At 67.3% G+C, this 26,344-nt stretch carries 23 protein-coding genes and 1 pseudogene; 8 read left to right on the top strand and 16 right to left on the bottom strand.

Annotated features, from left to right (window positions below; translation table 11 throughout):
* Positions 1-140: 140 nt before the first annotated feature.
* Positions 141-941: a transposase family protein gene (locus NF556_RS19425; protein WP_252592834.1), complete on the top strand. Its 801-nt coding sequence runs from the start codon at positions 141-143 to the stop codon at positions 939-941.
* Here the strand turns inward: NF556_RS19425 and NF556_RS21565 are convergent.
* The 9 genes and pseudogenes from NF556_RS21565 to NF556_RS19390 form a co-directional block, all read right to left on the bottom strand.
* On the bottom strand, positions 916-1,296 hold the full coding sequence (locus NF556_RS21565; RefSeq protein WP_425607052.1) for an NUDIX domain-containing protein: 381 nt from the start codon (positions 1,294-1,296) through the stop codon (positions 916-918). The two genes, NF556_RS19425 and NF556_RS21565, sit on opposite strands and share 26 nt — an antisense overlap.
* Before the next feature lie 210 nt (positions 1,297-1,506).
* Entirely contained in the window at positions 1,507-1,866 is a 360-nt protein-coding gene (locus NF556_RS19420; protein WP_252592833.1) for a hypothetical protein, read from the bottom strand.
* 12 nt (positions 1,867-1,878) lie between these two features.
* Positions 1,879-2,841, bottom strand: coding sequence for a hypothetical protein (locus NF556_RS19415; protein ID WP_252592832.1), 963 nt, complete (start codon positions 2,839-2,841; stop codon positions 1,879-1,881).
* Positions 2,842-3,144: 303 nt separating this feature from the next.
* Positions 3,145-3,627: pseudogene (locus tag NF556_RS21560) on the bottom strand (TniQ family protein); the annotation flags it as partial.
* Complete coding sequence (locus tag NF556_RS19410; protein WP_252592831.1) at positions 3,596-4,672, bottom strand: ATP-binding protein; 1,077 nt, start codon at positions 4,670-4,672, stop codon at positions 3,596-3,598. The gene NF556_RS19410 and the pseudogene NF556_RS21560, both read right to left, overlap by 32 nt.
* Positions 4,669-6,150 carry a transposase gene (locus NF556_RS19405; protein WP_252592830.1) on the bottom strand — a complete coding sequence of 494 codons (1,482 nt, stop codon included), beginning with the start codon at positions 6,148-6,150 and terminating at the stop codon, positions 4,669-4,671. The genes NF556_RS19410 and NF556_RS19405 overlap by 4 nt, the downstream gene beginning before the upstream one ends.
* 503 nt (positions 6,151-6,653) lie before the next feature.
* Positions 6,654-7,391 carry a TnsA-like heteromeric transposase endonuclease subunit gene (locus NF556_RS19400; protein WP_252592829.1) on the bottom strand — a complete coding sequence of 246 codons (738 nt, stop codon included), beginning with the start codon at positions 7,389-7,391 and terminating at the stop codon, positions 6,654-6,656.
* Positions 7,392-7,570: 179 nt separating this feature from the next.
* A complete protein-coding gene (locus NF556_RS19395; protein ID WP_252592828.1) occupies positions 7,571-8,161 on the bottom strand; it encodes a GrpB family protein in 591 nt (196 codons plus the stop codon).
* Between the two features lie 53 nt (positions 8,162-8,214).
* Positions 8,215-8,919, bottom strand: a complete 705-nt coding sequence (locus tag NF556_RS19390; RefSeq protein ID WP_252592827.1) for an alpha/beta fold hydrolase — start codon at positions 8,917-8,919, stop codon at positions 8,215-8,217.
* 51 nt (positions 8,920-8,970) lie between these two features.
* Between NF556_RS19390 and NF556_RS19385 the strand changes: the two genes are divergently transcribed.
* Entirely contained in the window at positions 8,971-9,720 is a 750-nt protein-coding gene (locus NF556_RS19385; RefSeq protein ID WP_252592826.1) for a class I SAM-dependent methyltransferase, read from the top strand.
* A gap of 503 nt (positions 9,721-10,223) precedes the next feature.
* Entirely contained in the window at positions 10,224-10,862 is a 639-nt protein-coding gene (gene purN / locus NF556_RS19380) for a phosphoribosylglycinamide formyltransferase (protein WP_252592825.1), read from the top strand.
* A 135-nt stretch (positions 10,863-10,997) separates the two neighbouring features.
* On the opposite strand, the gene NF556_RS19375 is transcribed toward purN, so the two are convergent.
* Positions 10,998-11,522 (bottom strand): pyridoxamine 5'-phosphate oxidase family protein, encoded by a 525-nt coding sequence (locus tag NF556_RS19375; RefSeq protein WP_252592824.1) that lies wholly within the window; start codon positions 11,520-11,522, stop codon positions 10,998-11,000.
* A gap of 47 nt (positions 11,523-11,569) precedes the next feature.
* On the opposite strand from NF556_RS19375, the gene NF556_RS19370 reads away from it, so the two are divergent.
* The gene (locus NF556_RS19370) at positions 11,570-12,286 is read left to right on the top strand and encodes an HAD family hydrolase (protein ID WP_252592823.1); all 717 of its coding nucleotides are present in this window, start codon (positions 11,570-11,572) and stop codon (positions 12,284-12,286) included.
* Positions 12,287-12,618: 332 nt separating this feature from the next.
* Here the strand turns inward: NF556_RS19370 and NF556_RS19365 are convergent, their stop codons facing one another.
* From NF556_RS19365 to NF556_RS19345, 5 genes are all read right to left on the bottom strand, one after another.
* Entirely contained in the window at positions 12,619-12,861 is a 243-nt protein-coding gene (locus NF556_RS19365) for a hypothetical protein (RefSeq protein WP_252592822.1), read from the bottom strand.
* Between the two features lie 102 nt (positions 12,862-12,963).
* Complete coding sequence (locus NF556_RS19360; RefSeq protein WP_252592821.1) at positions 12,964-14,025, bottom strand: hypothetical protein; 1,062 nt, start codon at positions 14,023-14,025, stop codon at positions 12,964-12,966.
* A 661-nt stretch (positions 14,026-14,686) separates the two neighbouring features.
* Entirely contained in the window at positions 14,687-15,763 is a 1,077-nt protein-coding gene (locus NF556_RS19355) for an ATP-binding protein (protein WP_252592820.1), read from the bottom strand.
* On the bottom strand, positions 15,760-17,751 hold the full coding sequence (locus NF556_RS19350) for a transposase (protein ID WP_252592819.1): 1,992 nt from the start codon (positions 17,749-17,751) through the stop codon (positions 15,760-15,762). Before NF556_RS19350 ends, NF556_RS19355 begins: the two co-directional genes overlap by 4 nt.
* The gene (locus NF556_RS19345; protein ID WP_252592818.1) at positions 17,748-18,479 is read right to left on the bottom strand and encodes a TnsA-like heteromeric transposase endonuclease subunit; all 732 of its coding nucleotides are present in this window, start codon (positions 18,477-18,479) and stop codon (positions 17,748-17,750) included. The genes NF556_RS19350 and NF556_RS19345 overlap by 4 nt, the downstream gene beginning before the upstream one ends.
* Positions 18,480-18,763: 284 nt before the next feature.
* Here NF556_RS19345 and dnaK point away from each other — a divergent pair, with 284 nt between their 5' ends.
* The 4 genes from dnaK to NF556_RS19325 all read left to right on the top strand — a co-directional run bounded on the left by dnaK (position 18,764) and on the right by NF556_RS19325 (position 23,165).
* The gene (gene dnaK, locus NF556_RS19340) at positions 18,764-20,674 is read left to right on the top strand and encodes a molecular chaperone DnaK (protein WP_252592817.1); all 1,911 of its coding nucleotides are present in this window, start codon (positions 18,764-18,766) and stop codon (positions 20,672-20,674) included.
* A complete protein-coding gene (locus tag NF556_RS19335; protein ID WP_252592816.1) occupies positions 20,671-21,390 on the top strand; it encodes a nucleotide exchange factor GrpE in 720 nt (239 codons plus the stop codon). Before dnaK ends, NF556_RS19335 begins: the two co-directional genes overlap by 4 nt.
* Positions 21,391-21,599: 209 nt before the next feature.
* On the top strand, positions 21,600-22,610 hold the full coding sequence (locus NF556_RS19330) for a DnaJ C-terminal domain-containing protein (protein ID WP_252592815.1): 1,011 nt from the start codon (positions 21,600-21,602) through the stop codon (positions 22,608-22,610).
* 108 nt (positions 22,611-22,718) lie between these two features.
* Complete coding sequence (locus NF556_RS19325) at positions 22,719-23,165, top strand: heat shock protein transcriptional repressor HspR (RefSeq protein ID WP_252592814.1); 447 nt, start codon at positions 22,719-22,721, stop codon at positions 23,163-23,165.
* A gap of 178 nt (positions 23,166-23,343) precedes the next feature.
* Here NF556_RS19325 and NF556_RS19320 read toward each other — a convergent pair whose 3' ends face one another.
* Positions 23,344-26,259 (bottom strand): cell wall-binding repeat-containing protein, encoded by a 2,916-nt coding sequence (locus NF556_RS19320; RefSeq protein WP_252592813.1) that lies wholly within the window; start codon positions 26,257-26,259, stop codon positions 23,344-23,346.
* Positions 26,260-26,344: the final 85 nt, after the last annotated feature.

Below are 26,344 nucleotides of genomic sequence, written 5' to 3'. Positions count from 1 at the left end.
TTTCTCACCAGCAGGCGATCCTGTGACTGGGGTGACTGGTGTGACCTGCGGGGACGGCGTGTCCTGACGTAGGCGTGGGGTCCTGGGTGTCAGATTCGGTTTCGACCAAGAAGCCGAACAGGACAGGACCAGGACCCCACGTGATCACCTATCGTGCCACCCTCGAGGTCCCCTTCTCTACCGTGGCCCGGGTCTCGGGTTGGGTACAGGCCCACCGCCGCGCCAATGACGTGCGGCCCTGGCAGCGGGCGGCGACCAGTTGGACCCAGGCGCTGCTGGTGCTGCGCTGGTTCAAGGACGACACCGCCGTGCACCTGCTGGCCCGCGATGCCGGGATCAGCCAGGCCACCGCCTACCGGTACCTGCACGAGGCCGTGGAGGTCATCGCGGACCGGGCCCCCGAGCTAGGGGACGTGCTGGCCCAGGGTCTGGAGCAGGGGTGGGCGTTCGTGTGCCTGGACGGCACGCTGATCGAGACCACCCGCTCGGGCGCCCGCTCCGAGGCCGGGCACGACCTGTGGTACTCGGGCAAGCACCGGGCCCACGGCGGCAACATCCAGGTGCTGACCGACCCCGACGGGTTCCCGGTCTGGACCAGCGAGGTCGAACCCGGCCGCACCCACGACATCACCGCCGCCCGCGCCCACGCGCTCGGCGCCCTGTACCCGGCGGCCGCCGCCGGGATGCCCACGCTGGCCGACAAGGGCTACACCGGCGCCGGCATCGGCATCCACGTCCCGACCAAAGGCGCCAACCTGGACCCCGACAACCAGACCCGCAACCAGCTGCTCAGCGTCCTGCGGGCACCGGCCGAACGCGCCAACGCCCTGCTGAAGTCGACCTGGAAGGCGCTACGCCGCGTCACCGTCTGCCCCAGGAGAATCGGCGACATCATCGCCGCCGCCCTCGTCCTACTCACCATGCAGCGCAGCCGCTGGTGAGAAAGCCTCGCTGACGATGTCCGCAATCTCGGGGTTGGATAGCGGGGCGTTCCGGATGCCGTGCTCGTCCCACCACCCGGTCGCTGTGACGATCTCCCCGGGTAGCCCGTGTGGCCGGATCGTGCGCTCGGCGATTGGTAGTACGAAGAACACGGATCGGGAGTGGTACGTGATGCCGTTGAAGGCGTACGAGTGTTGACCGTGGGTGGATGGTGCCGATGAGGTCGTCCTCCGTCGCGACGATGCCAGTCTCTTCCTTCAACTCCCGAATGGCGGTGTTCCGTGCTGACTCTGGCTCCTCGATCTGGCCACCGATCGTGAACCAATAGGAAGTATCTGGTGCTTGCCGGGTCATGCCCACGAAGTAGGAGCGCTCGTCCTTGCGGACTCACCGGGATGATGCGGGCCGTGTCGCGTTGAATCCGCATTATGGGGATTCAGTATGCCCAGTTCGCTGAGCGGGGACGGGAACGGCGCCCATCCAACTCGCAGACTCTTCGGGAGGTGCGCAACAGCACGATACTCAGCCGAGCACACCAGCCCGGCCGCGCCGACGTTGGACGGGTCAGCCTGCCACTGCGTCGGTGCCTTCGAGGATGTCCTTCCACCGTTGCAGGGGGTGCAGTCGTCGGCTGCTGGTGCCGAACGAGTGATGGACACGGACGGCGACGACTTCGTCGTCGCTGGGGGCTCGGCCGGGTTTCATGTGGCTGGCGAGCCACCAGATTCTTTGGTGCCAGGCATCTTCGTTGAACTCGCCCCAGGGGAGGCCGTGCTCGGCCACGCGCGCGGCAACCCAGCCTGCGGACGGGGCTCGGCCCAGGTCGAGGGCGTCGAGGGCGATGCTGCGGGCGATCTGCTCATAGCCGATCCCGATTGTGCTCCGGCCGGACGGCGACGGGATCCGGCTGCTGCCTTCGGTCACGGTGTGCTGTAGTCAAGGTGGGCGCCACTCCAGCGGGCCATGGTCGGGCTGCCCGGCCAGGTGGTGCAGGGTTTCCGCCGTGAATCTGGTGATGCGGTCGCCCAGCGGACTGGGCTCGGTTTCCTCAACAACGGGGCCGGAGATGTCTGTGCCGGGAAAGAAGGAACCATGCCCGCCGGTGTAGAGCCCCCAGGTCTTCCTGGCCAGGTGGCGGTCGTCGCTGATGTCGCACTCTCCATAGATCAGGCGAGCCTGTTTGATGGCCCCGTACATGTGCAAGGGGGTGCAGGCGGCCCAGCGGCGGGCGGAGTAGTCGATGGGTGGTGGATCGTCCTCCAATGCGGTGGCGAGATCGTCCAGCGCCGCGAGGAAGGACTCCCAAAGTCCGGTACGGCGCAGGCCTTTGACCAGTGCTGGCGGGGTGGTGCCGAAAGCAGCTGGGAGGCCCAGATCCAAGGCGATGAGCGACCAGGGCCGGGTACTGCCCACTCTTGCCAGCAGCATGGACGCGGCCGCGCGGGCAGGGATGTTCTGGTCCTCGATCCACGGGGTGAGCACGCCTGGCCAGATGAGTTGAGGGATCCAATCCAGTCGGGTCTGGCCGGGCCAGTTCGTCGGGTAGTCCTGCATCTCGCCGGGCGGGTACGGGGCGGGGTAACGCGGGACGGCTGAGGCGGTGCGGAAGGTCAGTTGCGCCGTTGGCGACAGCGAAGTTGCGAGAGACTGGAGGCGGATCGCAGCCAAGAGGGGGTTATGCAGTCGTCGCCGCAGCCGGGAGTCGGTGAGCAACGGTGTGTGCCTTCCCGCGGGGTTCAGCAGGCCGTGCTGCTCGGCCATCCCAGCAGCCTGATCTGCGGAGGGCTGGTTCAGCACCGAGAGCGCGACCTGTGCCGCGGTGACGAAATCGTCCGTAGGTTCGCAGTCGCGGGCGAGGGACGTCTTGACACCGACGAGTTCGTCGACGAGTTCGAACATGGCGTCAAGGTGGTCACGGTGGGTCGTCTGGATGTCGGCCACCGTGAGGGTGGATCGCGGAGTGGTTGCCCCGGCCGTGGCCATGTCGTTCAGGGCACTCAGGCAGTGGGCCTGATCAGCGCTCGGCCGGTGGGTGGGAGCTTCTCGCAGGTCCTGGCCGCAGCGGTGTCGGTGTCGTCGTGGTTCGGGTTGCTCGCCGCTGGCCTGCGGGCAGGCCCAGAGGGGGCTGGTGACTGTCAGCCAGAAGGGTTTGCTGAACGGCACTTTCTCGCAGCTCGGACAGGAGATGAGGAGCAGCACCTCGTGGGTGGGGCAGATGCCGGGCAGCCGGGTCAGCCACGACCGTGACCATGTGCCTTCCTCGGTCAGGCAGTGAGGGCAGTAGCGGAACGTGGGGGAGGGGGTGCGCCCGGTCCGATAGGTCCGTGCATACCTCTCCAGTTCGGCATCCAGGACCGGGCCTTGAGCCGGGAACCGTTCGCTGCCGAAGGGGTGGTGCGGGCCGAGCCGCTCGGTGAGGGTGGCACCGTGGCCGCGCAGGTGCTCCTCGAGCGTGGGCACGGATGCTGCGGCGCGGGGTATGCCCAGAGCGACCAACGTCGCTGCTGCAGAGAGGCCGTACCGGTCGGCCAGCCGCCACAACCAACTCACGGGGTGCTCCTCCGGTGCTGGTGGGACCGCGATCGGCCACCGGTTGATGTCATACCCGCCAGGCACCCCCCGTAGCCCGCGGCCTTGGCCTGCGGACTGCGGGTCAGGCTGTGCCGGCCAGGCGGTGGGCGGCATTGTCGGTTAGGGCGGACTCCAGGATCTCGGCGTTGATGGACTCGGTCCCGGAGGCGATGGCCAGGTAGGCGGCGCGGTCGATGAGGTTGGTCAGGGACGCGATCCGCCCCTGGGTGCGGCGGTGCAGCTCCTTGGCCTGGGCCACGAGCATGCCCGGTTCGCCATCGGCCAGGATGAGGTGCCGCTCCAAGGTGGACAGTAGGTCGGTCCAGGCGCGGGCGCCGGCGTCATTGTCGATGCTGAACGGGGTGACCGGGCACCGGGTCGCCCGTCGGCTCATCTGAGCGTAGACGGCCTGCTCACCGTCCATGCCCTCGTCGAAGAACCGTTTAGCCATCAGATTCACCCCGACGTACAGGAATGTGACAGGTAGCGCGTTGGCCAGGCTCTTGAGATGGTTGGACACCTCGATACCATTCTTGTGCCGGAAGTCGATGAAGTGCAGGTCATCGATCACGACAAGCCGCGTCGCGCAGGTCGTGACGCAGTCCACGGCCAGCGAGGTCAGTTGCGTCCGGTTATTCGCACGCTCCGCGGCGGGATGGTCGTAGAACTTCAGGATCTGCTGGTTCAACCCCTTCAACGTGACCCCAGCGGCCAGCGGCACGAACGCGACCGGCAGCCGCTGACTGCCGTCGTCGGTGAACGGGCCATGGCGGCGGTACCCGCGGCGATGGACCTCGCGGGCGAACCTGGTCGCGATCGTTGTCTTGCCCAGTCCCGGCTCGGCGTCGACGACCGCGGACCCGCGCAGCTTGTCCCCGTCGCGGCGGCCCGAGGCCATCACCTGCTCCAGGACCTGGAAGGCCCGAGTCAACTGCTGGGTCTTGATCGTCGGCGGGTTGGCGTTCCACACGCGCCGGGCCTCGTTATAGTCCGCGAGCGTGTCCTCGTCCAGGGCCCGCATCTCGGCGCGGGTGAGAACCTCGAACCTGGGCCTGGGCGCTGCGTTGACGAAGGCGTCCCACCCGGCCTTGCGGGACAACTGGTAGCTGGCGGTGTCGTACTCCTCCAGCCAGGCCCCCCACGGAGTCGGCGCGCTCATTCGTCGAACACTTCCAGCCCTACCGAGTCCGGGTGCTCGGCGTAGTAGCGCTCGAACACGTCCAGGTCATCGGAGACCTGGGGTCTGGACCGGCGGCGGTCGAGGTGAGCCAAGAGGTCGACGACTCCCGGTATGGAAGCTGTCTCCAGCATCGACGCTCCCACTCCAGGCTCGTGAGTGAGCTGGGTGGCCAGTCGACGGGCGAGGTTCTTCTCGCGCCTATCGGTGACCGCTCCCGTGCTGTAGCGCTGCAGCAGGTCCGCCAACGCGGCGCCCGGGTCGACGTGACGGTCCTCCTTCAGGCTCAGACGCCGGGTGTAGGCCGCTGCTTCTTCGCTGAACGGGGCATCCAGGCCAGGGGCGTGCTCCCACACCAGATCGTGCCAGGACTTGGTGTCCGGGTCCTGGAAGAAGACGGTGCGGACGTCATCGCGGTCGACCATGATCGGCCACCTGCCCGGGTGGGCGCCACCGTGTCGAGAACGGACTCCGCGGTGCAGGTTCAGGCCAGGGCCGTCATAGCGCCGCCCGTCGATCTCCACGCCATAGTGCTGGATCGTGCGCCAGGCAACGTCGAGGAACTCCATCCGCAGATCCTGGCTGGCCGGAAGGCGTAGCACCCCGGCGACGGCGACGCCCCTGGCGAACATCTCTGCCGGGGACAGGTCCACCTCCAGCAGCCTCGGGTCGCACAATCCCTGATGAGGGGTGTGGTGGTAGATCCCGACCCACTCGCGGATGATCGCCTCCAGTTCGGGGACGTAGTAAAACGCCTCGGCCTCCACATCCTTACCTCGTGAGTAGACGTCCGGGCCCTTGTAAGCGGGGAGGTGCTCCAAGAGCTGCTGGCGCAGCGTCCGAAAGAACCGTTCCATGGTCGGCTTGTCCGTCGGTTTGTGCGGGATCGCGGGCTGGATGTTGATCCCGAGACGGTGACACACGGCCTTGGTGTGCCCAGACAGGTACACCTTGCCGTGGTCGACCACGATCGTGTCCGGTAGTGCACCAGTGGTCATCGTGATCAAGTTGTCCGGGACACCGACGTAGGGCGCCGTGACCGTGCCGTCAACGGTCGGCCCCCACTGCTGCGGAGTGACCACCTGAAACAGCACCGATGCCACGTCTTGCGCCTTGGTCGACACAGCCCGCAGGGCCAAACCGAGGACGCACCGGGAGTAGAGGTCCTTCGCGATCGTCAATTCAGTGTTCACCCACCGACCGGTCACCGGCTCCATCGCGAACACGTCCAGGCGGGTGGTGTCCAGCACCACGTACTGACCAGGGCGGTCCGCCCGCAGACGACCCATGACGCCCTGCGGTCGCTCGGCCACCGACCTGCGCTGCTTGGCGGCACCGAACGTGTAATGCCCCTTGTCGAGCTCGCGAATGCGCCGGTAGGCCACCGCGCGCGAGGGAACTGTACCCTCCGGGACCTGGGTGAGGTAATGCGCATTGGTCTTGCCCAGCACAGACTTCATCGTGGGGTTCGACGCGTCTCGATAGCTGTGGAGAACCTCAAGGCACGCGGCGTCCCACTTTGGGTCGACCGTGGGCCGGCGAGGCTGGAGCCTGCGAGTGTCGATCAGCCCTACGAGGCCCCTCTCGCTGTAGCGCTGCCCTCGTCGATAGGCGGTGCGAAGGGAGATCCCGAGGCGCTCCGCGGCGGCCCGGTAGCGGTCATCGATGGGAGTATCGCAAGAGGCGAGGAGAAGCTCGTCGAACACCTTCGCCTGCCGGTCAACTTCCGCACGCTGCACTGGGCTCAGCGACGCCAGAACTATCGCGTCTAACTCTGTGTCAGTGCCCTCGACGGGCCGATCGTCGAGAGCCTCCGCGATTCCGACGAGCGAGGGCGCGTGGACCTTCTTGAAGCTGTCGCCCGAACGCAAAAGCACGCCCACGCCATCGTGCTCGACCACCGTCCAGGCACTTCCCTGCCACCAGAGTCGCGCACCGACTGACACGTCCAGGCTCTCCGGGCTCACACCGGCACCACCGCTGCGCGAGTTAGCACCGTGTTAGTGCCCAAAGGTCGTCGGAGGTCGGCCCATGCTTCACCCCGCCACAGGCACCCAAGGATGGCCACGTGCCACGAGACGTCCTCGCAAGTCGCCGGCTTGCGACCGACTGCTTCGCTCAGGGTGACGTCCCCTGGAGCGAGGACCGCCCGCGCCTGATCGAGGACACCGCCAGGTAGTCGCTCGGGGCGACGGCCGACAGCCAAAGCCCTGATGTTGCGCAGCACGACTGGATCTCCCCCAGAGAAGACCTCGTAGCGCCAGCCCTTGTCCCGGCACAACCCTCGTGTCCAGTCGAACTGGGTCCGCACCTCGGGCCTCTCCAGGAACTCGGTCGGCTTCACGTCGACCAACGTGACCGCGCGGTCGGTATGGACCAGGAGGACATCTGGCACATGCGAAGGCTGGGCGCCGGCGCCGCTGCCGGTGATCTGGAACGGTTGGGTTGCTATACCTACGACGGTCTGGTCGAAGTCCGCCAACCACAGCCGGTCCAGCTCGAGCAGGCTCTCGTAAACCAGAGTCCTCTGATTTGTCGCCGACCAGAACAGTCCCGGGTAGTGCCCCTGCCCCCGGTAGGACGGCGGGATGCGAACCGGAAGACCCTCGACGATCAGATCAGCACGCGCTTCTCTCCACGTCGTCGTGACCTCGTCACCGGCGCCGTTGCAGTACCGCAAGGAGACCTCGCGACCGCCCATGAGTCCATCGTGGCGCACTGACAGATAGATGAGACTACTGACACGCCACTGTCAGATAGGTGAGATTACTGCCAACTTCACCGGAACCTACACGGCCTCTGTAGGTTCCCCGACGATCTGTCATCCGGGCAGGGCGCTGGCCTGCATGTTGACAAGAAGGTGACCGACTTGCGTTGTCACTATCTTGTCGGAATCCTCACCGGGCACCGCGACTCCGAGCGGCCACGCCCTCGGAGATGGGTCAGGGGCGGAAGTCCGTCCTCGGCGCGGGCGCGGTTCACGATCTCGTGGACGAATCGGGTCTTGGCTGCCGTGTAGTCGCCGCCCCAGAGTCCGCGGTCGAGGAGGTCGACCTTGAGCCGTGCGTAGCGGTCGCGGTCGTCGGGATACTCGCGGAGCCAACGGGCGAAGAGCCGCACGTGGGCCTGGTCCCACTGGTCAGCGGTGAAGATGTGTCCGATCCCGGTGCGCACGTGGTCGTGGAGGTGGAATGTGGCCCAGTGGTCGCCGAGGCTGACCGGTGTTGTCCACCCCGCGCGCACGAGGGTCTTGGCAGCATGTGTCAGGGGTTGTTCTGCTGGGAGGCGCAATGCCAGGTCGATGACTGGCTTGGCCACGAGTCCGGGCACGGAGGTCGAGCCAACGTGCTCGACCTCCCATGCCAGGCCTAAGGCGTGAAACAGCCCGGCGGCGAAGTCTCGATATGCGCTCGGCCAGTGCGCGTCATACGAGACCACCCGCTCGGCGGGGTAGTGCCTGTCGGTCTCCACCTCCTTACCGTCCCACGGCCTGGTGACACTGCCTGCCGCCGATGTCCGGTCAGTCAGAGCAGGTGGTCGCATGCGGTGGTGCAGGTCGTCTGCCACAGCTCGGGATCGGTGGTCCAGAAGTCGTGGGACACGTCGGCCACCACCTCGAAAGACCCTCCGGGGACCAGCACGGCGAGCTGCTGCAGCGGCCAGTTCGGCCGGATGTCGCCGCCGGCTGCGATGAAGCGCATGGGGACAGCGCTGTCGGCGAGATCGCGCCACAGTGTGGGTTCGTGGATCCACTTCTTGAAGGAGCTCCACAGCGCGGCGTGCACCTCGGGGACCCACGGGACGTCGATGCGGGGCGCTGCCGCCTTGCCCGCCTCGTAGGCAGCGGACCACTCGCGGTCGCGGTGCAACCCGTGACCGGCGATGCCGACCAGGCCTCTGACGCGACGAGGGTGGTCGAGGGCGTAGCGCACGGCAAGATCTGAACCCCAGGAGTGGCCAAGCACGATCCATGACTCGATCCCGTTGGCCTGGCGCACCGCTTCCAGGTCCTCGATCGCGCGAGCCATGTCGTGCGGACCGCCTTCAGAGGGCGAAACACCTCGCGGGACAGGGAACCAGCAGCGAAAGCCGTCAGGTGCCAGCGACTCCTCCGCGAGATAGTGCACCATTCCCGGGCCGCCCGACAGGACGACGACATCGGGCCCCGCACCGCACGTCAGGACCTGGAGGGACACGCCGTCGTCGGCTGTGATGTGCTCGGAGTCCACGACGGGCATTCTGACACGACCGGCCTGTGCGCTGGGGGCAGGATGGTGCAGGTGAGGGATGGGAACCATTTCGAGTCGGTGGCCGCGTCGTACGGGTCGGCACGCCCGCCCTACCCGAGCGTTCTGTACGACACCCTTGCCCAGCACGGCGTGATCGGGGCGGGTCGGCGGATCCTGGAGATCGGGGCCGGCAGTGGTGAGGCCACCAAGGAGCTCGTCCGTCGCGGAAGTGCGGTGGTCGCGGTCGAGCCAGGCCCCGGCCTGGCCGCCCGGCTCCGGCGGACGTGCCCCGAGTCGAGCGTCGTCGTCTCCCGGATCGAGGACGTGGACCTGCCGGCGCGCTCGTTCGACTCGGTGGTGGCAGCTACGTCGATGCACTGGGTCGACCTGCCGACGATGCTCCCCCGGCTCGACCGGGCGTTGGGGCCAAGTGGGCTGATGGCCGTATGGCGCACGGTCTACGGCGACCCGCGGGTGTGGACGCCGTTCCGGCAGGCTGTGCGCGAGATCGTCGCCCGTCGCAGCCCGAGCGACCGACCCCACGACCCGCTGGACCCCCGACCGAGCGTGGAGGAACTGGAAGCGATGGGAAACTTCCGCCTGGTCCGGAGTTGGCAGTGGCCGTGGCAGATCGACCTGGACGCGCACGAGTTGCGCGCTCTGTTCGCAACGTTCAGCGACTGGCAGGACCCGGGAGAGCTCGATGCGGTCCAGGCCGCCGCGGCAGCACAACCAGGCTCGGTGACCGAGCACTACGTCACCGTGCTGCACCTGCTCCGCAGCACCACAGGAGACCGGTGACCCCCGACCCTCACCAGCCTGCCGCTCCTCGCCGACCGGACGAATCTGTGTCTCCTGATCCCCCTGCTCTGCGCCTGCTTGTAGGTTCTCGCGCGACCTGTCAGGGGAGCAGTCCGCTGACCTGCGCGCCGACACCTTGACGAGACGCAGGATGTCTCACCACCTTGTCGGAATCCTCAGGTGGCCAGTTCGCAGGTACGGCATTTTGCGCAACTGCTTGTGTGCGGACGTCACCGCGCGATGCCGGCGCACGCTCCGGGCGGGCTTTGATCCGCTGGTGGGCAAGCACAGACCGTCGATAGATCTGTGCCGTTTCGCGAAGGTCGGGATGACTAGGGTAGGTCGCGTCGACCTCGGCGGTGCCGAGGACCATGTGGCCGTCTGCGTCGTGGACAGGTAGGGGATCGGGGCGGGGCCCGACATCTCCTGGTCGTGGCGCTGCGCCCATGGTGAATTGCTCGTAGTCGATCCAGCCAGGCACGTCTGTGGGTACGCTCTCTTGCATGTCACTGCCGGAGGTTCGCCGCCCGGTCGTCCGTGTTGCCATTCTTGGATCAGGTTCCGGAACGACAGCTGAACGCATTATGGACGTTGCAGGCTCGTCAGTCCACGCCGAAGTGTGCCTCGTCATTAGCAACAAGAGCCGATCCGGAGTCCTTGAGCGCGCACGTGAACGCGGGGTTCCAACCCTCCATTTGAGCGGTGTCACGCATCCTGACCCTGCTGACCTCGACGCTGCTATGACCAAGGCGCTTGAGTCCGCTGGCGCAGATCTCTTGGTACTCGCCGGGTTCTTGAAAAAGATCGGGCCTCGGACGCTAGAACGCTGGGGCGGGCGCATCGTGAACACCCACCCCGCGCTACTCCCAGCTTACGGAGGAGTCGGAATGTACGGCGATCGCGTCCATGAAGCGGTTCTCGCCGCCGGCGCCACCGAGACTGGTGCCTCGATCCATTCCGTGACACCCGAGTACGACGAAGGTCCCGTTCTTGCCCAGGTTGTCGTCCCAGTCGAACCAAACGACGACGTCGCGAGCCTGCGAGTCCGTGTCCAAGCAGCGGAGAAGGCTCTCCTTGTCCAATGGCTCACTGAATACTGTGGTGCAATCGGACGGGCGGCGTGGCCTGCGCGTGTCGTTTAACCGTTGAGGGCGTCGTTGCTGGTCAGGTGGGGGTTCGGGATGCGGGTGCGGTGATGCGGTGACGAAGGTCTTGGCGGCAGTGGCGTCGCCACCGTTCGTGTGCTCGTGGTTCGCGACAGTTGCCGGCGAGGTGGTTCAGTGTGGGTCGCCGGGTTGCCAAGTCTGGCGCGCTGCGTAGCCGGAGCGGCGCAACCAGTGCTCCGTGTAGAGAATGCGGGTGGGCGTGATGATCGTGATCGGGTCGCTCGGCGCTTCATCCAGGGACCGGCCGCGCTCAACGTGGTCTGATTGCCATCGGAGAGCCTCCCAGTAGTGGCCAGCCTCGGACTCGGACCGCTCCAGTGTCCGCGCCGCACCGAAGAGTTGCGCCCCCCGACTGCTGGCTTGGCCTACCAGGGGAGCGAAGATGCCAGCGGACACGCGCGGATCGCGGCGCAGGTTGCGCGACTTCACCGACTCGTTCCAGCTCGTGTAGAAAATCTCGAAGCCGAGGCTGAAATAGCGAACTGGCGTGGCGGCCGGTGATCCGTCCTTGTTGACGGTAGCGATGACCGCCATGTTCTGTGAGGACAGGAGGTTGAGGATCCTCTCCTCGAGTTCAGGGCGGGGGAGGGGCGCTGTCGGGGCAGGGCCGGAGAGCCAGGGGTTCGTCAGAGGCATGGTGAGCATTCTCCCAGTCGTGTAGCGAGACGAAGTAGGCTGCGCTCATGGAGGGACGTGCCCGGGGGGTGAGCCCAGGGCCACATCCGCGGGCGGTGCTCTTCGATCTGTTCAACACTTTGGTGCCAGGCGGTTCTAAGGATGAACGGGACAACGTGTCACGAGCTATGGCCAAGACGCTCGGCGTGGCGCCCGAGGGCATGGCGACAGTTGTCCGGGACACATTCGACGACCGGGCGCGCGGGAACCTCGGCGATCTCCAGGAAACGGTCCTCTCGTTGGCCCAGTGCCTCGGCGTCACCCCGTCTGATGCGGCCGTCGCCTCCGCCGCGACATTGAGACTCGAGATGACACGCTCGCTGCACGAGCAGACCTGGGCTCTCTCGGCACTCGAGGATCTTGGTGCTGCCGGGGTGCTTCGCGGACTGGTCACTGACTGCACGGCCGAGACACCCCTGATCTGGGCCGAGAGCTCGCTGTCGCCACACTTCGAGGCCGTGTCATTCTCGTGCCTTACGGGGCACCGCAAGCCTGAGCCAGAGGCCTACCTAACTGCAGTCCGAGCGCTCGGAGTCAGTGCGCGGGAATGTTTGTACGTCGGGGACGGCGGAAGCTACGAGCTGAGTGGAGCCGAGGCCCTTGGCATGAGTGCCATTCGCTTCCAGCCAAGCGACGACATGCGTGGCGACACGATCGACGAGGACCAGAACTGGTCGGGCATCGTGATTACCGACCTGACCGATCTGGTCTCGCGGCTCGCCTGAACATACGGCCGAGGCGGAGGGGGACCATGAGTTCCCTGCGCAAGGACCCTCCTGGCGCCGTACCGTGGCGGGCGCCAACTCAGTGGGAGCCGTCTCGCGATGAAGCACGTCATCGGGACACAGTGGTGCGTGCACGTGGAGGAACGAGACCAAGACGTGTCACGCGACCTGCTACGCCTCGCGCGCCTGCGTCGCAGCAGGAGAGGGTCGAGGCCAAATGCGGCGCAGAGACCTACCGCTTGTTCGAGGCCAGCACACAGTGGCAGCTCCAACAGGTCCTGGGCCGGCTCGTCCCCGTCGTCTACATCCTGAACAAGGAACTAACCGTGGAGTTAGTCCTGATCCCACGGGCTGTTCAGTCCGGGGCCGGTGTTGGGGCCGAGAGTGTGGTCGATCAGCTCGTTGAGTAGAGGGTCGAGGTGGCCGGCGTCCGGGCGCCGCTTGATTAGGGCTGTGACGTGCCAGTGCAGCGGGTGCCGCTGGTAGGGAGGGAGAAGGGTGGCGCTGGGCCCGGCGGCACTTGCCAAGGATTGCTTGAGCCAGGACTTGGTGACACCCCGATGGGACACGTTCATGGCTCTCACCGCGACCGTTCTGACGACTTCCCGGTAGGAGGGCCCGGCGGGTGCGCCGGTGTGGGGAAGACGCGGGGGATGAGGGCTGGTCCCGGTGGGCAGTCAAGTCGGTACCCATTGGGCTGGTCCGTCGTCGGGGCACCCGGCCAGGTCGTGGAGGACGGCGACGGCGTCGGTGGCGATGGCCGCCAGAGGGTCGGGACTGCCCGCTGGGGTGGGGCGAAGGCTTGGGTGATACCGCAGGTCACCGCCGGTGTAGGTCTCCCAGACGCTACCCATGAGGGCTTGGACCTGCGGGGGCGTCAGGTCACGGTCGTGGTCTTCTCGGCCTGCGGCGAGGAGGACGGCGCGCCGCAGGCGTCGGGTGTCGGCGGCTGCCCACCGGCGCGCGGAGTAGTCGATTGGGGGAGGGCAGTGTTCCAGCTTGGTGGTCAGGTCATCCAGGACAGCCAGGGCCTGTGGCCAGCTACCGGCCCGTCGTAACCGGCGGATCAGGGCTGGCGGCACGGGGGCGAAGGAGGCGGGAAAGCCCATGTCGAGAGCGATCATGGACCACGCCCGAGTGGTGCCGATGCGCGCGAGGAGCATGCCCGCGGCCGCTCGCCCGGGGATGTCGTCGTCCGCGATCCATTCGGACAGTGCCCCGGGCCAGAGCAGCTGCGGGACCCACGCCAGACGGGACTCTCCCGGGAGGACCTCTGGGCAGTTGTCGATGCCCCGCCCCAGGTACGGGGCGGGGTACCGCGGCACCTGCGAGGCCGTGCGGAGGGTGAGCTGGGCGGTGGGGCTCAGCGTGTGCTCCAAGGACCGGATCCTGATCGCCGCCAGCAGCGGGTTGTGACGGCGCAGCCGGGCACGGTACGTGGTCAGGATCGGGGTGTGAGTTCCGGACGGGTCCAGCAGCCCAGCCGCCTCCGCCGTGGCCGCGGCTGACGAAGGGCCGAGTTGTGCCAGGACGGCCATAGCCGTCGCGCAGGCGGAAAAGAACAGGTCGGCGTGGGCAGCATCGGTACCGAGGGCGGTCTTGATGCCCACTGCCTCGTCCATGAGTTCCCAGACAGCATCGAGGCGCTCAGTATGGGTGGTCTCCAGGGCGGCGACCACCGTCGTGCCATCCGGGTCGGCTGTGGCCCGGTCGGCCAGGTCTCTCAGTTGCTCAAGCAACCGGCGCTGCTCCTGGCCGGGGACGATCGTCGGGGCGCTCCGTAGGTCGTATCCGCACCTGTGGCGCCGTCGCCGGGGCGCAGGCTGGGCGCGGGTGATCTGCGGGCACTGCCACGGCGGGGTGTCCGCGCCCATCCAGGCTGGTGTACTCAGGGGGACCGTGTGGCAGCCTGGGCATGTCGCTACCAGCAGGACGCGGTGCCGAGAGCAGAGGGCGGGCAGAAGGGACCACCACGATCTCAGCCAGGCTCCCTCTGACTCCTCCAGGCAGTGAGGGCAGAACCGGAACGTTGGGGCCGGGATCGCGGCAAACCGGTACCTGTTGAGATACCCCGCAAGATGCCGGTCCACCAGTGGGGTGGGTCGAGGACGGTGTGTCATCGCGTCGTCCGGGAAGAAGGGATGAGGACCGACCCGAGCCTCTATCCTGTCGATGAAGGACCCGAGCCTGCGTTCGAGCAGCGGAACTGAAGCCTGGGTGACGGGCACGTCGAGTGCCCGCAGGGTCGCGGAGACACTCAAGCCGTACCGGTAGGCCAGGCGCCACAACCAGGTGACCGGGTGCTCCTCCGGGGTTGGTGGGACGGCGATCGGCCACCGGTTGATGTCATACCCACCAGGCACGCCCCGCAGCCCGCGGCCTTGGCCTGCGGACTGCGGGTCAGGCCGTGCCGGCCAGGCCGTGGGCGGCATTGTCGGTCAACGCGGAGTCGAGGACACCGGGGTTGATGGTCTCGGCCCCGGAGGCGATGGCCAAGTAGGCGGCGCGGTCGATGAGGTTAGTCAGGGACGCGATCCGGCCCTGGGTGCGGCGGTGCAGCTCCTTGGCCTGGCTGACCAGCATGCCCGGTTCGCCATCGGCCAGGATGAGGTGCCGCTCCAAGGTGGACAGTAGGTCACTCCAGGCGCGGGCGCCGGCGTCGCCCTCGATGCTGAACGGGGTAACCGGGCACCGGGTCGCCCGCCGGCTCATCTGCGCGTAGACGGCCTGCTCACCGTCCATGCCCTCGTCGAAGAACCGTTTAGCCATCAGATTCACCCCGACGTACAAGAACGTGACCGGTAGCGCGTTGGCCAGGCTCTTGAGGTGGTTAGACACCTCGATACCATTCTTGTGCCGGAAGTCGATGAAGTGCAGGTCATCGATCACGACAAGCCGCGTCGCGCAGGTCGTGACGCAGTCCACGGCCAGCGAGGTCAGTTGCGTCCGGTTATTCGCGCGCTCCGCGGCGGGATGGTCGTAGAACTTCAGGATCTGCTGGTTCAAACCCTTCAACGTGACCCCAGCGGCCAGCGGCACGAACGCGACCGGCAGCCGCTGACTGCCATCGGCGGTGGTTGGGGAGTGGCGGAGGTACTCGCGTCGATGTACATCCCGGGCGAACCGGGTCGCGATCGTCGTCTTGCCCAATCCGGGCTCAGCGTCGACGACCGCAGAGCCGCGCAGCTTGTCCCCGTCGCGGCGGCCCGAGGCCATCACCTGGTCCAGGACCTGGAAGGCCCGGGTCAACTGCTGGGTCTTGATGGTCGGCGGGTTGGCGTTCCACACGCACCTGGCCTCGTTGTAGTCGGCCAGGGCGTCCTCATCCAAGACCCGCATCTCGGCGCGGGTCAGGACCTCGAACCTGGGCCGGGGTGCTGCGTTCACGAAAGCGTCCCACCCGGCCTTGCGGGACAACTGGTAGCTGGCGGTGTCGTACTCGCCCAACCAGGCCGCCCACGCGTTCGGCACGCTCATTCGTCGAACACCTCCAACCCGACCGTGTCCGGGTGCTCTGCGTAGTAGCGCTCGAACACATCCAGGTCATCGGTGACCTGTGGATCGGTGCGGCGACGGTCGATATGGGCCAGCAGGTCGACAACTCCCGGTGTGGAAGCCGTATCCAGAGTCGCCGTGCCCGCTCCGGGCTCGTGGGTGGGCTGGGTGGCGAGTCGTCGGGCGAGGTTCTGCTCGCGCCTCTTGGTGACCTCGCCCTTGCTGTATCGCTGCAGCAGGTCGGCCAACGCCGAGGCCGGGTCGACGTGCCTGTCCTCTCTCAGGCTCAGCCGCCGGGTGTAGGCGGCTGCTTCGTCGCTGAACGGAGCATCCAGGCCCGGTGCGTGTTCCCACACCAGATCGTGCCAAGACCCGGTGTCAGGGTCCTGGAAGAAGACGGTGCGGACGTCGTCACGGTCGACCATGATCGGCCACCTGCCGGGGTGGGCGCCACCGTGTCGGGACCGGGTGCCGCGGTGCAGGTTCAGGCCAGGGCCGTCATAGCGGCGCCCGTCGATCTCGACGCCATAGTGCTGGATCGTGCGCCATGCCACGTCGAGGAACTCCATGCGCAGGTCCTGGCTAGCCGGAAGTCGCAGCACGCCCGCGACGGCCATGCCGCGGGCGAACATTTCTGCCGGGGACAGGTCCACGCCCGGCAGTCGCGGGTCGCACAGACCCCGATGAGGGGTGTGGTGGTAGATCCCGACCCACTCGCGGATGATCGCCTCCAACTCGGGCACGTAGTAGAACGCTTCGGCCTCCACGTCCTTGCCGCGTGAGTGGACATCAGGGCCCTTGTAGGCGGGTAGGTGCTCCAGAAGCTGCTGTCGCAGCGTCCGGAAGAATCGTTCCATGGTGGGCTTGTCCGTCGGCTTGTGCGGGATCGCGGGCTGGATGTTGATCCCGAGACGGTGACACACGGCCTTGGTGTGCCCGGACAGGTACACCTTGCCGTGGTCGACCACGATCGTGTCCGGTAGGGCACCCGTAGTCATCGTGATTAGCTCGTCCGGGATGCCGACGTAGGGCGCCGGCACCTCGCCCTCAACAGTCGGTCCCCATTGCTGCGGCGTGACCACCTGGAACAGCACCGATGCCACGTCCTGCGCCTTGGTCGACACAGCCCTCAGGGTCAGGCCGAGGACGCAACGGGAGTAGAGATCCTTCGCGATCGTCAGCTCGGTGTTGACCCACCGACCGGTCACCGGCTCCATCGCGAACACGTCCAGGCGAGTTGTGTCCAGCACCACGTACTGGCCGGGCCGGTCCGCCCGCAACCTGCCCAGCACGCCCTGCGGCCGTTCGGCCACCGACCTACGTTGCTTGGCCGCCCCGAACGTGTAATGCCCCTTGTCCAGCTCTCGAAGTCGGCGGTAGGCCACTGCCTGGGATGGAACTGCTGCCCCAGGGTGATCCTGAAGGTAGAGCGCGTTCGTCTTGCTGAGCACCGACTTCATCGTGGGGTTCGAGAGATCCTTGAACGAATCGAGCACCTGCAGGCACGCCTGGTCCCATTCCTGGGCGACCGATCGACGGGAAGTCTGGAGCAGGCGTGCGTCAACCAGACCGACAAGGCCTCGGTCCGCGTAGCGGGCGGCCCGCCGCCGTGCTGTACGCGCAGAGATCCTCAGCTGCTCACCCGCCCGTTGGTACCTCTCCTCAAGCGGGACCTCGATCATCCCGAGAACGAGGTCGTCGAAGACTTGCGCCTCGGCCTCGACCGCCCGGCGTTGGGTGGCACTCAGGGCGGAGAGAACGACAGCATCGAGTTCCGTCTGTGACTGACCCTCGTCCACCTGGTCATCCAGTGGCTGCGCGAGGCCGACGAGTGAGGGCGCGTGAACCTTCCTGAGGTTGTCGCCAGAGCGCAGCAGCACAGTGGCGCCGTCGTGCTCGACCACGGTCCAGGCGCTTCCCTGGAACCAGAGTCGGGCACCGACTGACACGTCCAGGCTGTCCGTACTCACACCAGAACCCCCGCTGGGGAGGCCAGCACCGTCTCAGCGCACAAAGGTTGTTGCAGGTTCGCCCAGGCCTCGCCTCGCCACAGGCACCCAAGGACAGCCACGCGCCATGAGACGTTGTCGCAAGTCGCCGGCTTGCGGGCGAAGGCTTCGCTCAGGGTGACGTCTCCTGGAGCGAGAACCGCCCGTGCCTGGTCGAGGACGACGGCCGGTAGTCGCTCGGGGCGACGGCCGACAGCCAGGGTCTTGATGTTGCGCAGCACCACGGGATCTCCGCCGGAGAAGACCTCGTAGTGCCAGCCCTTGTCTCGGCACAACCCGTGTGTCCTGTCGAATTGGGCCCGCACCGCGGGCTTGTCCAGGAGCTCGGTCGGTTTCACGTCGACCAAGGTGACCGTGCGGTCGACGTGGACCAGGAGGACATCTGGCACATGCGAAGGCTGGGGGCCGGTGCCGCTGCCGGTGATCTGGAACGGTTGGGTCGCGATTCCCACGACGGCCTGGTCGAAGTCCGCCAACCAGAGCCGGTCCAGCTCGAGCAAGCTCTCGTAGACCAGGGTCCTCTGGTTTGTCGCTGACCAGAACAGTCCCGGGTAGTTCCCCTGTCCCCGGTAGGACGGCGGGATGCGGACCGGAAGACCCTCGACGATCAGCTCGGCGCGCGCCTCCCGCCACGTCGTCGTGACCTCGTCACCGGCGCCGTTGCAGTACCGCAAGGAGACCTCGCGCACGCGCACACTGCCATCGTGCCCGCCTGACAGATGGGTGAGAAATCTGACACGCGACTGACAACAAAGTGAGAAATGGCCAACTTGGCTGAGAACCTACACCCTCGGCCGCGGCGATGCCGCCGGCCGGGAAATAAACCGGGAAGCACCTAAGTTGAGCAATGTGTACTCAACTTCACTGAGTCCTGGTTTGACAATGACCGGGTCAAAGGAGCAAGTTGGGAACCGAAGACCTGGCCGAGCCGTGACGCTCTGGCCAACCACACGACATACAGGAGAGTCATCGCATGGGACGTGCAGTCGGTATCGACCTGGGCACCACCAACTCGGCAGTCGCCGTTCTTGAGGGTGGCGAGCCGGTCATCATTGCCAACGCCGAGGGTGGGCGCACCACCCCGTCGGTCGTCAGCTTCACCAAGGGCGGCGAGGTGCTCGTCGGCGAGATCGCCAAGCGCCAGGCGGTCACCAACGTCGACCGCACCATCCGCTCCGTCAAGCGTCACATGGGCACCGACTGGAAGTCCGGTGACATTGACGGCAAGACCTACACCGCGCAGGAGATCAGCGCCCGCACCCTGATGAAGCTCAAGCGGGACGCCGAGTCCTACCTGGGTGAGGACGTCACTGACGCGGTCATCACCGTGCCGGCCTACTTCGACGACGCCGAGCGTCAGGCCACCAAGGAGGCTGGCGAGATCGCCGGGCTCAACGTGCTGCGCATCGTCAACGAGCCGACCGCTGCGGCCCTGGCCTACGGCCTGGACAAGGGCAAGGAGGACGAGCTCATCCTCGTCTTCGACCTCGGTGGCGGCACCTTCGACGTGTCCCTCCTCGAGGTGGGCAAGGACGCCGAGGACGGCTTCGCGACCATTCAGGTCCGCGCCACCCACGGTGACAACAAGCTCGGTGGTGACGACTGGGACGAGCGTGTCGTCAAGCACCTGCTGACCACGGTCAAGAACACCACGGGTGTCGACCTGGCCACGGACAAGATCGCCATGCAGCGACTGCGCGACGCCGCCGAGCAGGCCAAGAAGGAGCTGTCCTCCTCGACCAGCACGAACATCAACCTGCAGTACCTCTCGATGGGTGAGAACGGCCCGATCCACGTGGACGAGTCCCTCACCCGCGCGCAGTTCGAGCAGATGACCAACGACCTGCTGGAGCGCACCAAGGCTCCGTTCGAGCAGGTCATCAAGGACGCGGGCATCTCGGTCAACGAGATCGACCACGTCGTCCTGGTCGGTGGTTCCACCCGTATGCCGGCAGTCACCGAGACGGTCAAGTCCCTGACCGGTGGCAAGGAGCCCAACAAGGGCGTCAACCCGGACGAGGTCGTCGCCGTCGGCGCCTCCCTGCAGGCCGGTGTCCTCAAGGGCGAGCGCAAGGACGTGCTGCTGATCGACGTCACCCCGCTGAGCCTGGGCATCGAGACCCAGGGCGGCATCATGACCCGCCTGATCGAGCGCAACACCGCGATCCCGACCAAGCGCAGCGAGGTCTTCACCACGGCCAGCGACAACCAGCCGTCGGTGGGCATCCAGGTCTATCAGGGTGAGCGTGAGATCGCGCAGCACAACAAGCTGCTCGGCAACTTCGAGCTGACCGGGATCGCCCCGGCTCCCCGCGGCGTGCCGCAGGTCGAGGTCACCTTCGACATCGACGCCAACGGCATCGTGCACGTGTCCGCCAAGGACCGTGGCACCGGCAAGGAGCAGTCGATGACGATCTCCGGTGGCTCTGCGCTGCCCAAGGAGGAGATCGAGCGCATGGTCAAGGACGCCGAGGCTCACGCCGAGGAGGACAAGGCCCGTCGCGAGGAGACCGAGACCCGCAACACCGCGGAGCAGCTGGTCTACTCCACCGAGAAGTTCCTGACTGACTCCGGCGACAAGGTCCCCGAGGACCTGCGCGGCACCGTCGACACCGCCCTGAACGACCTCAAGGAGGCGCTCAAGCCGGAGTCCGGCGCGAGCAACGAGGACATCAAGGCCAAGATGGAGGTCCTGTCCACCGAGAGCCAGAAGATGGGCTCGGCGATCTATGCCGCGCAGGCGGCCGAGGGTGGCGAGGGCGCTCCGGGCGCCGGCTTCCCCGGCGGCGAGGGCTTCCCGGGCGGCGAGGGCGCCGACGGGCAGGGCGCCGCAGGTGAGGACGTCGTGGACGCAGAGGTCGTCGACGACGAGGAGTCCAAGTGACCGAGACCACCGGAGCCGGGGGACCGCAGGACTTTGAGTCCGAAGGCCCCACCGGCCCGGTGATCCGGGACAAGCGTCGCCTCGACCCCGAGACCGGAGAGGTCCGCAGGCCCGCTGCCGAGGCAGAGGCCGTGGCCCCCGAGGGTGTGGACCCCGAGAATGTGGGTCCCGAGACGGGTGACGAGGTTGTGGACGGCGAGGTGCTGGCCGAGGGTGACGACGCCTTTGCCGGTGACGTCGGAGAGTCGCTGCCTGGCGGCACGACGGACTCCGAGGCCCACCCCGACACCCAGCTCGCGTCCGACCGGCTCGAGGACCTGCGCCGCCTGCAGGCGGAGTATGTCAACTACAAGCGCAGGGTCGACCGCGACCGGGTCCGCGACCGCGAGGCCGGGACCACCGCGGTTGTCGAGTCGCTCCTGCCGGTGCTGGACGACCTGCACATGGCCAGGGAGCACGGCGAGCTGACCGAGGGACCGCTGCTGGCGATCGCCGACAAGCTCGAGACGACCCTGGGCAAGTTTGGCGTCGAGCGACTCGGAGCCGTCGGTGAGGTCTTCGACCCCGCCGTCCACGAGGCGCTGATGCACCTGCCGGAGGCCGACCTGCCCGAGGGCGCGACCGAGACGACGATCGTCCAGGTCATGCAGCCGGGCTTCAAGGTCGGCGACCGGGTCGTGCGCGCCGCGCGCGTTGCGGTGGCAGACCCGGCATGATCAAAGGTGGTCGGGGCGGTGCACTGGCGCCGCCCCGACCAGCCGCCGGTCACAGACCGGCGACAGCACAACCCCTACGAACAACCCGACGAGATGAGGGTGGGACGTGCGAGACCCCTACGAAAAATGCGGGTGGAGCGTACGAAACCTTTATGAAAATGCGGGTTGGGCGTACGAAACCTTTACGAAAATGCGGGAGGTGAGGACACATGGCCAGCCAGGACTGGTTCGAGAAGGACTTCTACGCGATCCTCGGCGTGGACGCCGACGCGGACGACAAAAAGATCAAGAGCACCTATCGCAAGCTTGCCCGTGAGTGGCACCCCGACGCCAAGCCAGGGGACACCGTCGCGGAGCAGAAGTTCAAGGAGATCGGCGAGGCCTACGCGGTCCTGTCCGACCCCGAGCAGCGCCAGCAGTATGACGCGGTCCGCGCGATGTCCCGCGGCGGTGCAAGATTCACCGCCGGGGGCCCGGGCGGGGGCGGCGGCGCCGGGTTCGAGGACGTCTTCGCCCAGATGTTCGGCGGTGGAGGCGGTGGCGGGGGCACCCGCTTCAGCACTGCCGGAGGCGGCGCGCAGGGGATCAACCTCGAGGACCTGCTCGGGGGTGGCTTTGGCGGCGGCCAGTATGCCGGTGGGTCACCTTTCCAGGCCACGCGCGGCCCACGCCGTGGCCGGGATGTCGAGGCACGCACCACGATCGATTTCGTGCAGGCAGCGAGTGGCGACACTGTCACTCTGCAGACACCTGACGGCGGTCGGGTCACCACCCGGATCCCTGCCGGGGTCAAGGACGGTCAGAAGATCCGGCTGCGCGGCAAGGGCATGGCCGGCGACCCCGGCGCGCCCAACGGCGACCTCATGCTGGTCGTCTCCGTCCGGCCGCACCCGGTCTTTGGCCGCGACCGCAACAACCTGACGCTCGACCTGCCGGTGACCTTCGCCGAGGCTGCCCTGGGCGCGACCGTCGCGGTCCCGACCCTCGACGGCGGCACGGTCAAGGTCAAGGTCGCACCGGGCACCCCGTCAGGTCGTGTGCTGCGCGTCAAGGGCCGCGGCATCCAGGCCAAGAGCGGCACCGGCGACCTGCTGGCCAAGGTCAGCATCGTCGTCCCGCAGCGACTGTCCGACGCTGCCCGCGAGGCCGTTGAGGCGCTCGCGGCGGAGGAGGACGGCACGGACCCGCGGGCCGAGCTGATGCAACGCGCCCACGAATAGCTCACTGGTCGGCTGGCCCACCTGGCTTCCCCCGCCGACCCCGACCGCTTCGGCGGGTGAGGCCGGTGACCAGGCCGGCCCACGGCATACTGCGAAGGAGGAGGACCGATGGCACGCAGGAACACTCTGGACGAGGACACGCCGGTCTATGTCATCTCCATCGCGGCCGAGCTCGCGGGCATGCACGCTCAGACGCTGCGGCAGTATGACCGACTCGGGCTGGTCACGCCCCAACGCACCCGTGGTGGTGGACGGCGCTATTCCGCCCGCGACGTGACGCGGTTGCGCGAGGTGCAGCGACTGTCGCAGGACGAGGGCATCAGCTTGGCGGGCATCCAGCGGATCATGGAGCTCGAGCTCCAGGTCGAGGCGCTGCGGTCGCGGACCGCTGAGCTCCTTGAGCAGAATCGTGCGCTCCACGAGGCACTCGAGGTCCGCACCCGTGTGTTCGCGGCCGGCCCGCGCGGCGAGGCCGTCGTCATGCGACCGGGCACCCGACCGCGGCAGGAATCCTCGAGCACCGCTGTCGCGGTGTGGCGGCCGCTGACGTTCTGATCGCGCTGCCGTTCTGATCGCGCTGCCGTTGTGACGGCGCTGCCCGTTGACTGCGCTGCCGTTCTGACCGCGCTACCCTTTCCTGACACGACAAGACCGCCGGCCCGGAGCTGTTGCTCCGGGCCGGCGGCCGTTGTGGTGTCTTTGAGCCCGAGGGCTCAGGGGTTGAGCGTGTGACTCACTCCCAGCTGGCGGGGTTCTCCAGCCACTCCTGGACGCTGTTGTCGACGGCCTCGGTGCCACCGACGATGACGACGTTCTCCGGGGAGAGCGTCTTCAGCGCGTCCTTGATGACGGCCGGGATCTTGTCGCCGGACGCGTCAGCCGCGCCCTTGACAACGATCACCGGGACGTCCTGGGCGCCAGCCAGCGACGAGGACGCCAGAGCGTCCGGGTAGTCGTTGGCGGAGGCGACGTAGACCGTCGGAACGTCGGCGGCGTACTGGGCCGAGATCGCAGCAGCGGTCTCGAACTTGTTCGCACCACCGAGACGGCCCGTGGCGCCGAGCTCGTCGTAGGTCGCCGCGTCGATGGTGGCCTCGCCACCGATGACGATGATCTCCGAGGGGTCGAGCTCCGCGATGGCCGCGGCGGTCACCGCGGGAACGGCGTCCGGCTTGGTCAGCAGGACGGGAGCGTCCTCGGAGCCGGCCAGGGCCGAGCTGGTGAGCGCGTCGGAGAAGGCGTTGTCGTTGCCGGCGGCAACGTAGACCTTGTCCGTGTCCTCGAACATCAGGGCCAGGTTGGCCGCCGTGTCATAGCGGTTCTCACCGGCAACGCGGTTGACGTTGTAGTCGGCCGCGAGCTGGTCCTCGACCTCGGCGTTGATGATGGTCTCGCCACCGAGGATGACGACGTTGTCCGGAGCGAGCTCGGTCAGCGCGGCCTCGGTCGCGTTGGTGAGCTTGGCGGACTTGGACAGCAGCACCGGTGCGGCGTTGCCCTCCGGGGTCTCCATGATGCCCGCGGTGTCGAACTTGCCCTGGGCAGCGGCCGGGGAACCGGTCACGGCGTCGGGGTAGTTCTCACCGGAGGCGATGTAGACGGTGTCGACGTCGTCGCCGAACAGGTCGGACACGGCGTCGGCGGTCTCGTAACGGTCCAGGCCGGCCGCGCGGGTGACCCCGGGTGCCTCGGGCGGTGGCTCCTCAGCGGGAGGTGCCTGCTCGCCGCGGGCGATGACCGTGAAGTTGACGTCTGGCTGGCCCTCACCGGTCCAGGTCAGGGTGCCGTTCTGCCACACGTCGGCGGCAGCGTCCACGTTGCGCACCGAGATGGTGACCTCAGCGGACTCACCGGCCGGGATCGTCACGGTCTCCGGGGAGACGGTGACCTCCAGGCCCGCCGGGCCGTCGAACGTCGCGGTGTAGGACACCTCGGCGTCGGTCACGTTGGTCACCGTGCGGGTGGCCTGCGTGGGCGCATCGGCGCCCAGGGCGCCGATCTGCAGTGAGCCGGTGTTGTAGTTGTAACCGGTGGTCACGTCTGCTTCGAAGGCGTCCCAGTCGTCCATGCCAGCGTCGAAGACCAGGCCCGGGGCCAGGAACTCGCGCGGGTTGACGAAGCCGGTGCCACCGACGAACGGGTCGTTGGACTCGTCATTGGTGTAGTCAATCGCCGTGGTCTGCATGGCCGACTTGATCGCCATCGGCGACCAGTCCGGGTGTGCCTGCTTCAGCAGCAGCGCCAGACCCGCGATGTGCGGGGAGGCCATGGAGGTTCCGCTCATCTCGCCCCAGCCGTCCACGACGGCAGCGAGCACGTCGACGCCGGGGGCGCCGATGTCGGGCTTGAGCAGGTTCTGCTCGTTGTTGGCCACGTCGACCGGCCCGCGTGAGGAGAAGCCTGCGACGGTCGGGGAGTCAGCCTCCTTGTGGGTTGCGGCTGCGACCGTGGCGACCCACGGCGCGTTGTTGCCGACCGGCACGTCGGGAGGGTTGCCCTCCGGACCGGAGTTGCCGGCGGAGTTGGCGTTGAAGATGCCCACGGCAGCGGCGCTCTTGAAGGCCTCGTCCACTGGGTCGTTGTTGTAGCCGGGGTCCGGACCACCGATGGAGTAGTTCAGGACATCGACGCCATCCTCGACAGCCTTCTCGACGGCCGCGGCGGAGTCGTCGTTCTGGCAGCCGCTGTAGGCCTCGCCCTCGAACTCCATGTCCCAGCAGACCTTGTAGACCGAGATGTGCGCGGCCGGGGCCATGCCCGAGATGTTGAAGTCGTCCGTGCCATCGCTCAGGGTCAGCGGGTAGCCGGCGACGGTGCTCGCCACGTGTGAGCCGTGGCTGTTCTGGTCGGCCGGGCTGACGTGCTCACCGGGTGCCGGGGTGGCGCCCTGGCTGGTCCAGCCGTCCATGAAGTAGTCCGCGCCGATCACCTTGTCGGTGCAGGCGTCGTCGGGCCAGGAGCCGTCCTCGCCGTTGTCGCAGGCGCCGTTCCAGTCCTCCGGGGGAGCAGCGACGCTGCCCTCGGTGAAGGACTCGTTGTCATAGTCCAGGCCGGTGTCGATGACGCCGATCACCAGGTTCTGACCGGCGGTCTCGGCTCCGCCGAGCTGCTCCCACAGGCCGCCCTCGCCACGCAGGCCCAGGAAGTCCGGGCTCTGGTCGGTCATCGGCGATGCCGAGCCGTCGGGGAAGGTGGGGTCGGAGTGCAGCTGTTGCATCTGCACCGGGGTGACCGACTTGACGTCGCCGCGGTTGGCCAGTGCAGCGGCCTCGTCGGCGGTCAGCTTCGCGGAGAAGCCATTCAGGACCGTGTCGTAACGGTAGGTCGGCTCAGCCGCGATCTCAGCCAGGACCGTGTCCTGGGCCTTGGCCAGCTGTGCGGCGTAGGAGGTGGCGGCACTCGTGGTGACGTCCAGCTTCTCGCCGGCAGCGGGTGCGGTGCTGGAGTTGGTCGCCAGCGGTGCATCGGTGAGCAGGACGATGTAGTTGCCGTCCTTGAAGTCAGCAGCGCTGACGGACGTCTCGGCGTTGTCGGCCGGGAGCGTGGTGGCAGTGGCGGTCGCGGCGGTGAGCATGCTGCCCACCATCCCGAGGCCCGCCACCACGGCGAGGGTGCGCTTGGGCAGCCCGCCAGATGGTCGGTGTTTCATTCTTTCCCCTTGCTGTGATCCAGAGCACCCCCCACGGGCGCCCCGAAACAACGTAGGTCCCATCCACCCCATCCGTCAACCATGA

The sequence above is a fragment of the Ornithinimicrobium faecis genome, from assembly GCF_023923225.1.
Lineage (GTDB): Bacteria > Actinomycetota > Actinomycetes > Actinomycetales > Dermatophilaceae > Ornithinicoccus > Ornithinicoccus faecis.
Note: the sequence above shows the minus strand (reverse complement) of the source record. Positions and strands in the feature narration are given on the sequence as shown.

What these genes read in the sequence shown, in the direction of transcription:
- NF556_RS19330 (WP_252592815.1), top strand. Translation starts at nt 21,600, where the DNA reads ATGGCCAGCCAGGACTGGTTCGAGAAGGACTTCTACGCGATCCTCGGC.
- purN (WP_252592825.1), top strand. Translation starts at nt 10,224, where the DNA reads ATGTCACTGCCGGAGGTTCGCCGCCCGGTCGTCCGTGTTGCCATTCTT.
- NF556_RS21565 (WP_425607052.1), bottom strand. Translation starts at nt 1,296, where the DNA reads ATGACCCGGCAAGCACCAGATACTTCCTATTGGTTCACGATCGGTGGC.
- NF556_RS19325 (WP_252592814.1), top strand. Translation starts at nt 22,719, where the DNA reads ATGGCACGCAGGAACACTCTGGACGAGGACACGCCGGTCTATGTCATC.
- NF556_RS19405 (WP_252592830.1), bottom strand. Translation starts at nt 6,150, where the DNA reads ATGAAGTCTGTGCTGGGCAAGACCAATGCGCATTACCTCACCCAGGTC.
- NF556_RS19415 (WP_252592832.1), bottom strand. Translation starts at nt 2,841, where the DNA reads ATGTTCGAACTCGTCGACGAACTCGTCGGTGTCAAGACGTCCCTCGCC.
- NF556_RS19355 (WP_252592820.1), bottom strand. Translation starts at nt 15,763, where the DNA reads ATGAGCGTGCCGAACGCGTGGGCGGCCTGGTTGGGCGAGTACGACACC.
- NF556_RS19365 (WP_252592822.1), bottom strand. Translation starts at nt 12,861, where the DNA reads ATGAACGTGTCCCATCGGGGTGTCACCAAGTCCTGGCTCAAGCAATCC.
- dnaK (WP_252592817.1), top strand. Translation starts at nt 18,764, where the DNA reads ATGGGACGTGCAGTCGGTATCGACCTGGGCACCACCAACTCGGCAGTC.
- NF556_RS19375 (WP_252592824.1), bottom strand. Translation starts at nt 11,522, where the DNA reads ATGCCTCTGACGAACCCCTGGCTCTCCGGCCCTGCCCCGACAGCGCCC.
- NF556_RS19400 (WP_252592829.1), bottom strand. Translation starts at nt 7,391, where the DNA reads ATGGGCGGTCGCGAGGTCTCCTTGCGGTACTGCAACGGCGCCGGTGAC.
- NF556_RS19320 (WP_252592813.1), bottom strand. Translation starts at nt 26,259, where the DNA reads ATGAAACACCGACCATCTGGCGGGCTGCCCAAGCGCACCCTCGCCGTG.
- NF556_RS19370 (WP_252592823.1), top strand. Translation starts at nt 11,570, where the DNA reads ATGGAGGGACGTGCCCGGGGGGTGAGCCCAGGGCCACATCCGCGGGCG.
- NF556_RS19410 (WP_252592831.1), bottom strand. Translation starts at nt 4,672, where the DNA reads ATGAGCGCGCCGACTCCGTGGGGGGCCTGGCTGGAGGAGTACGACACC.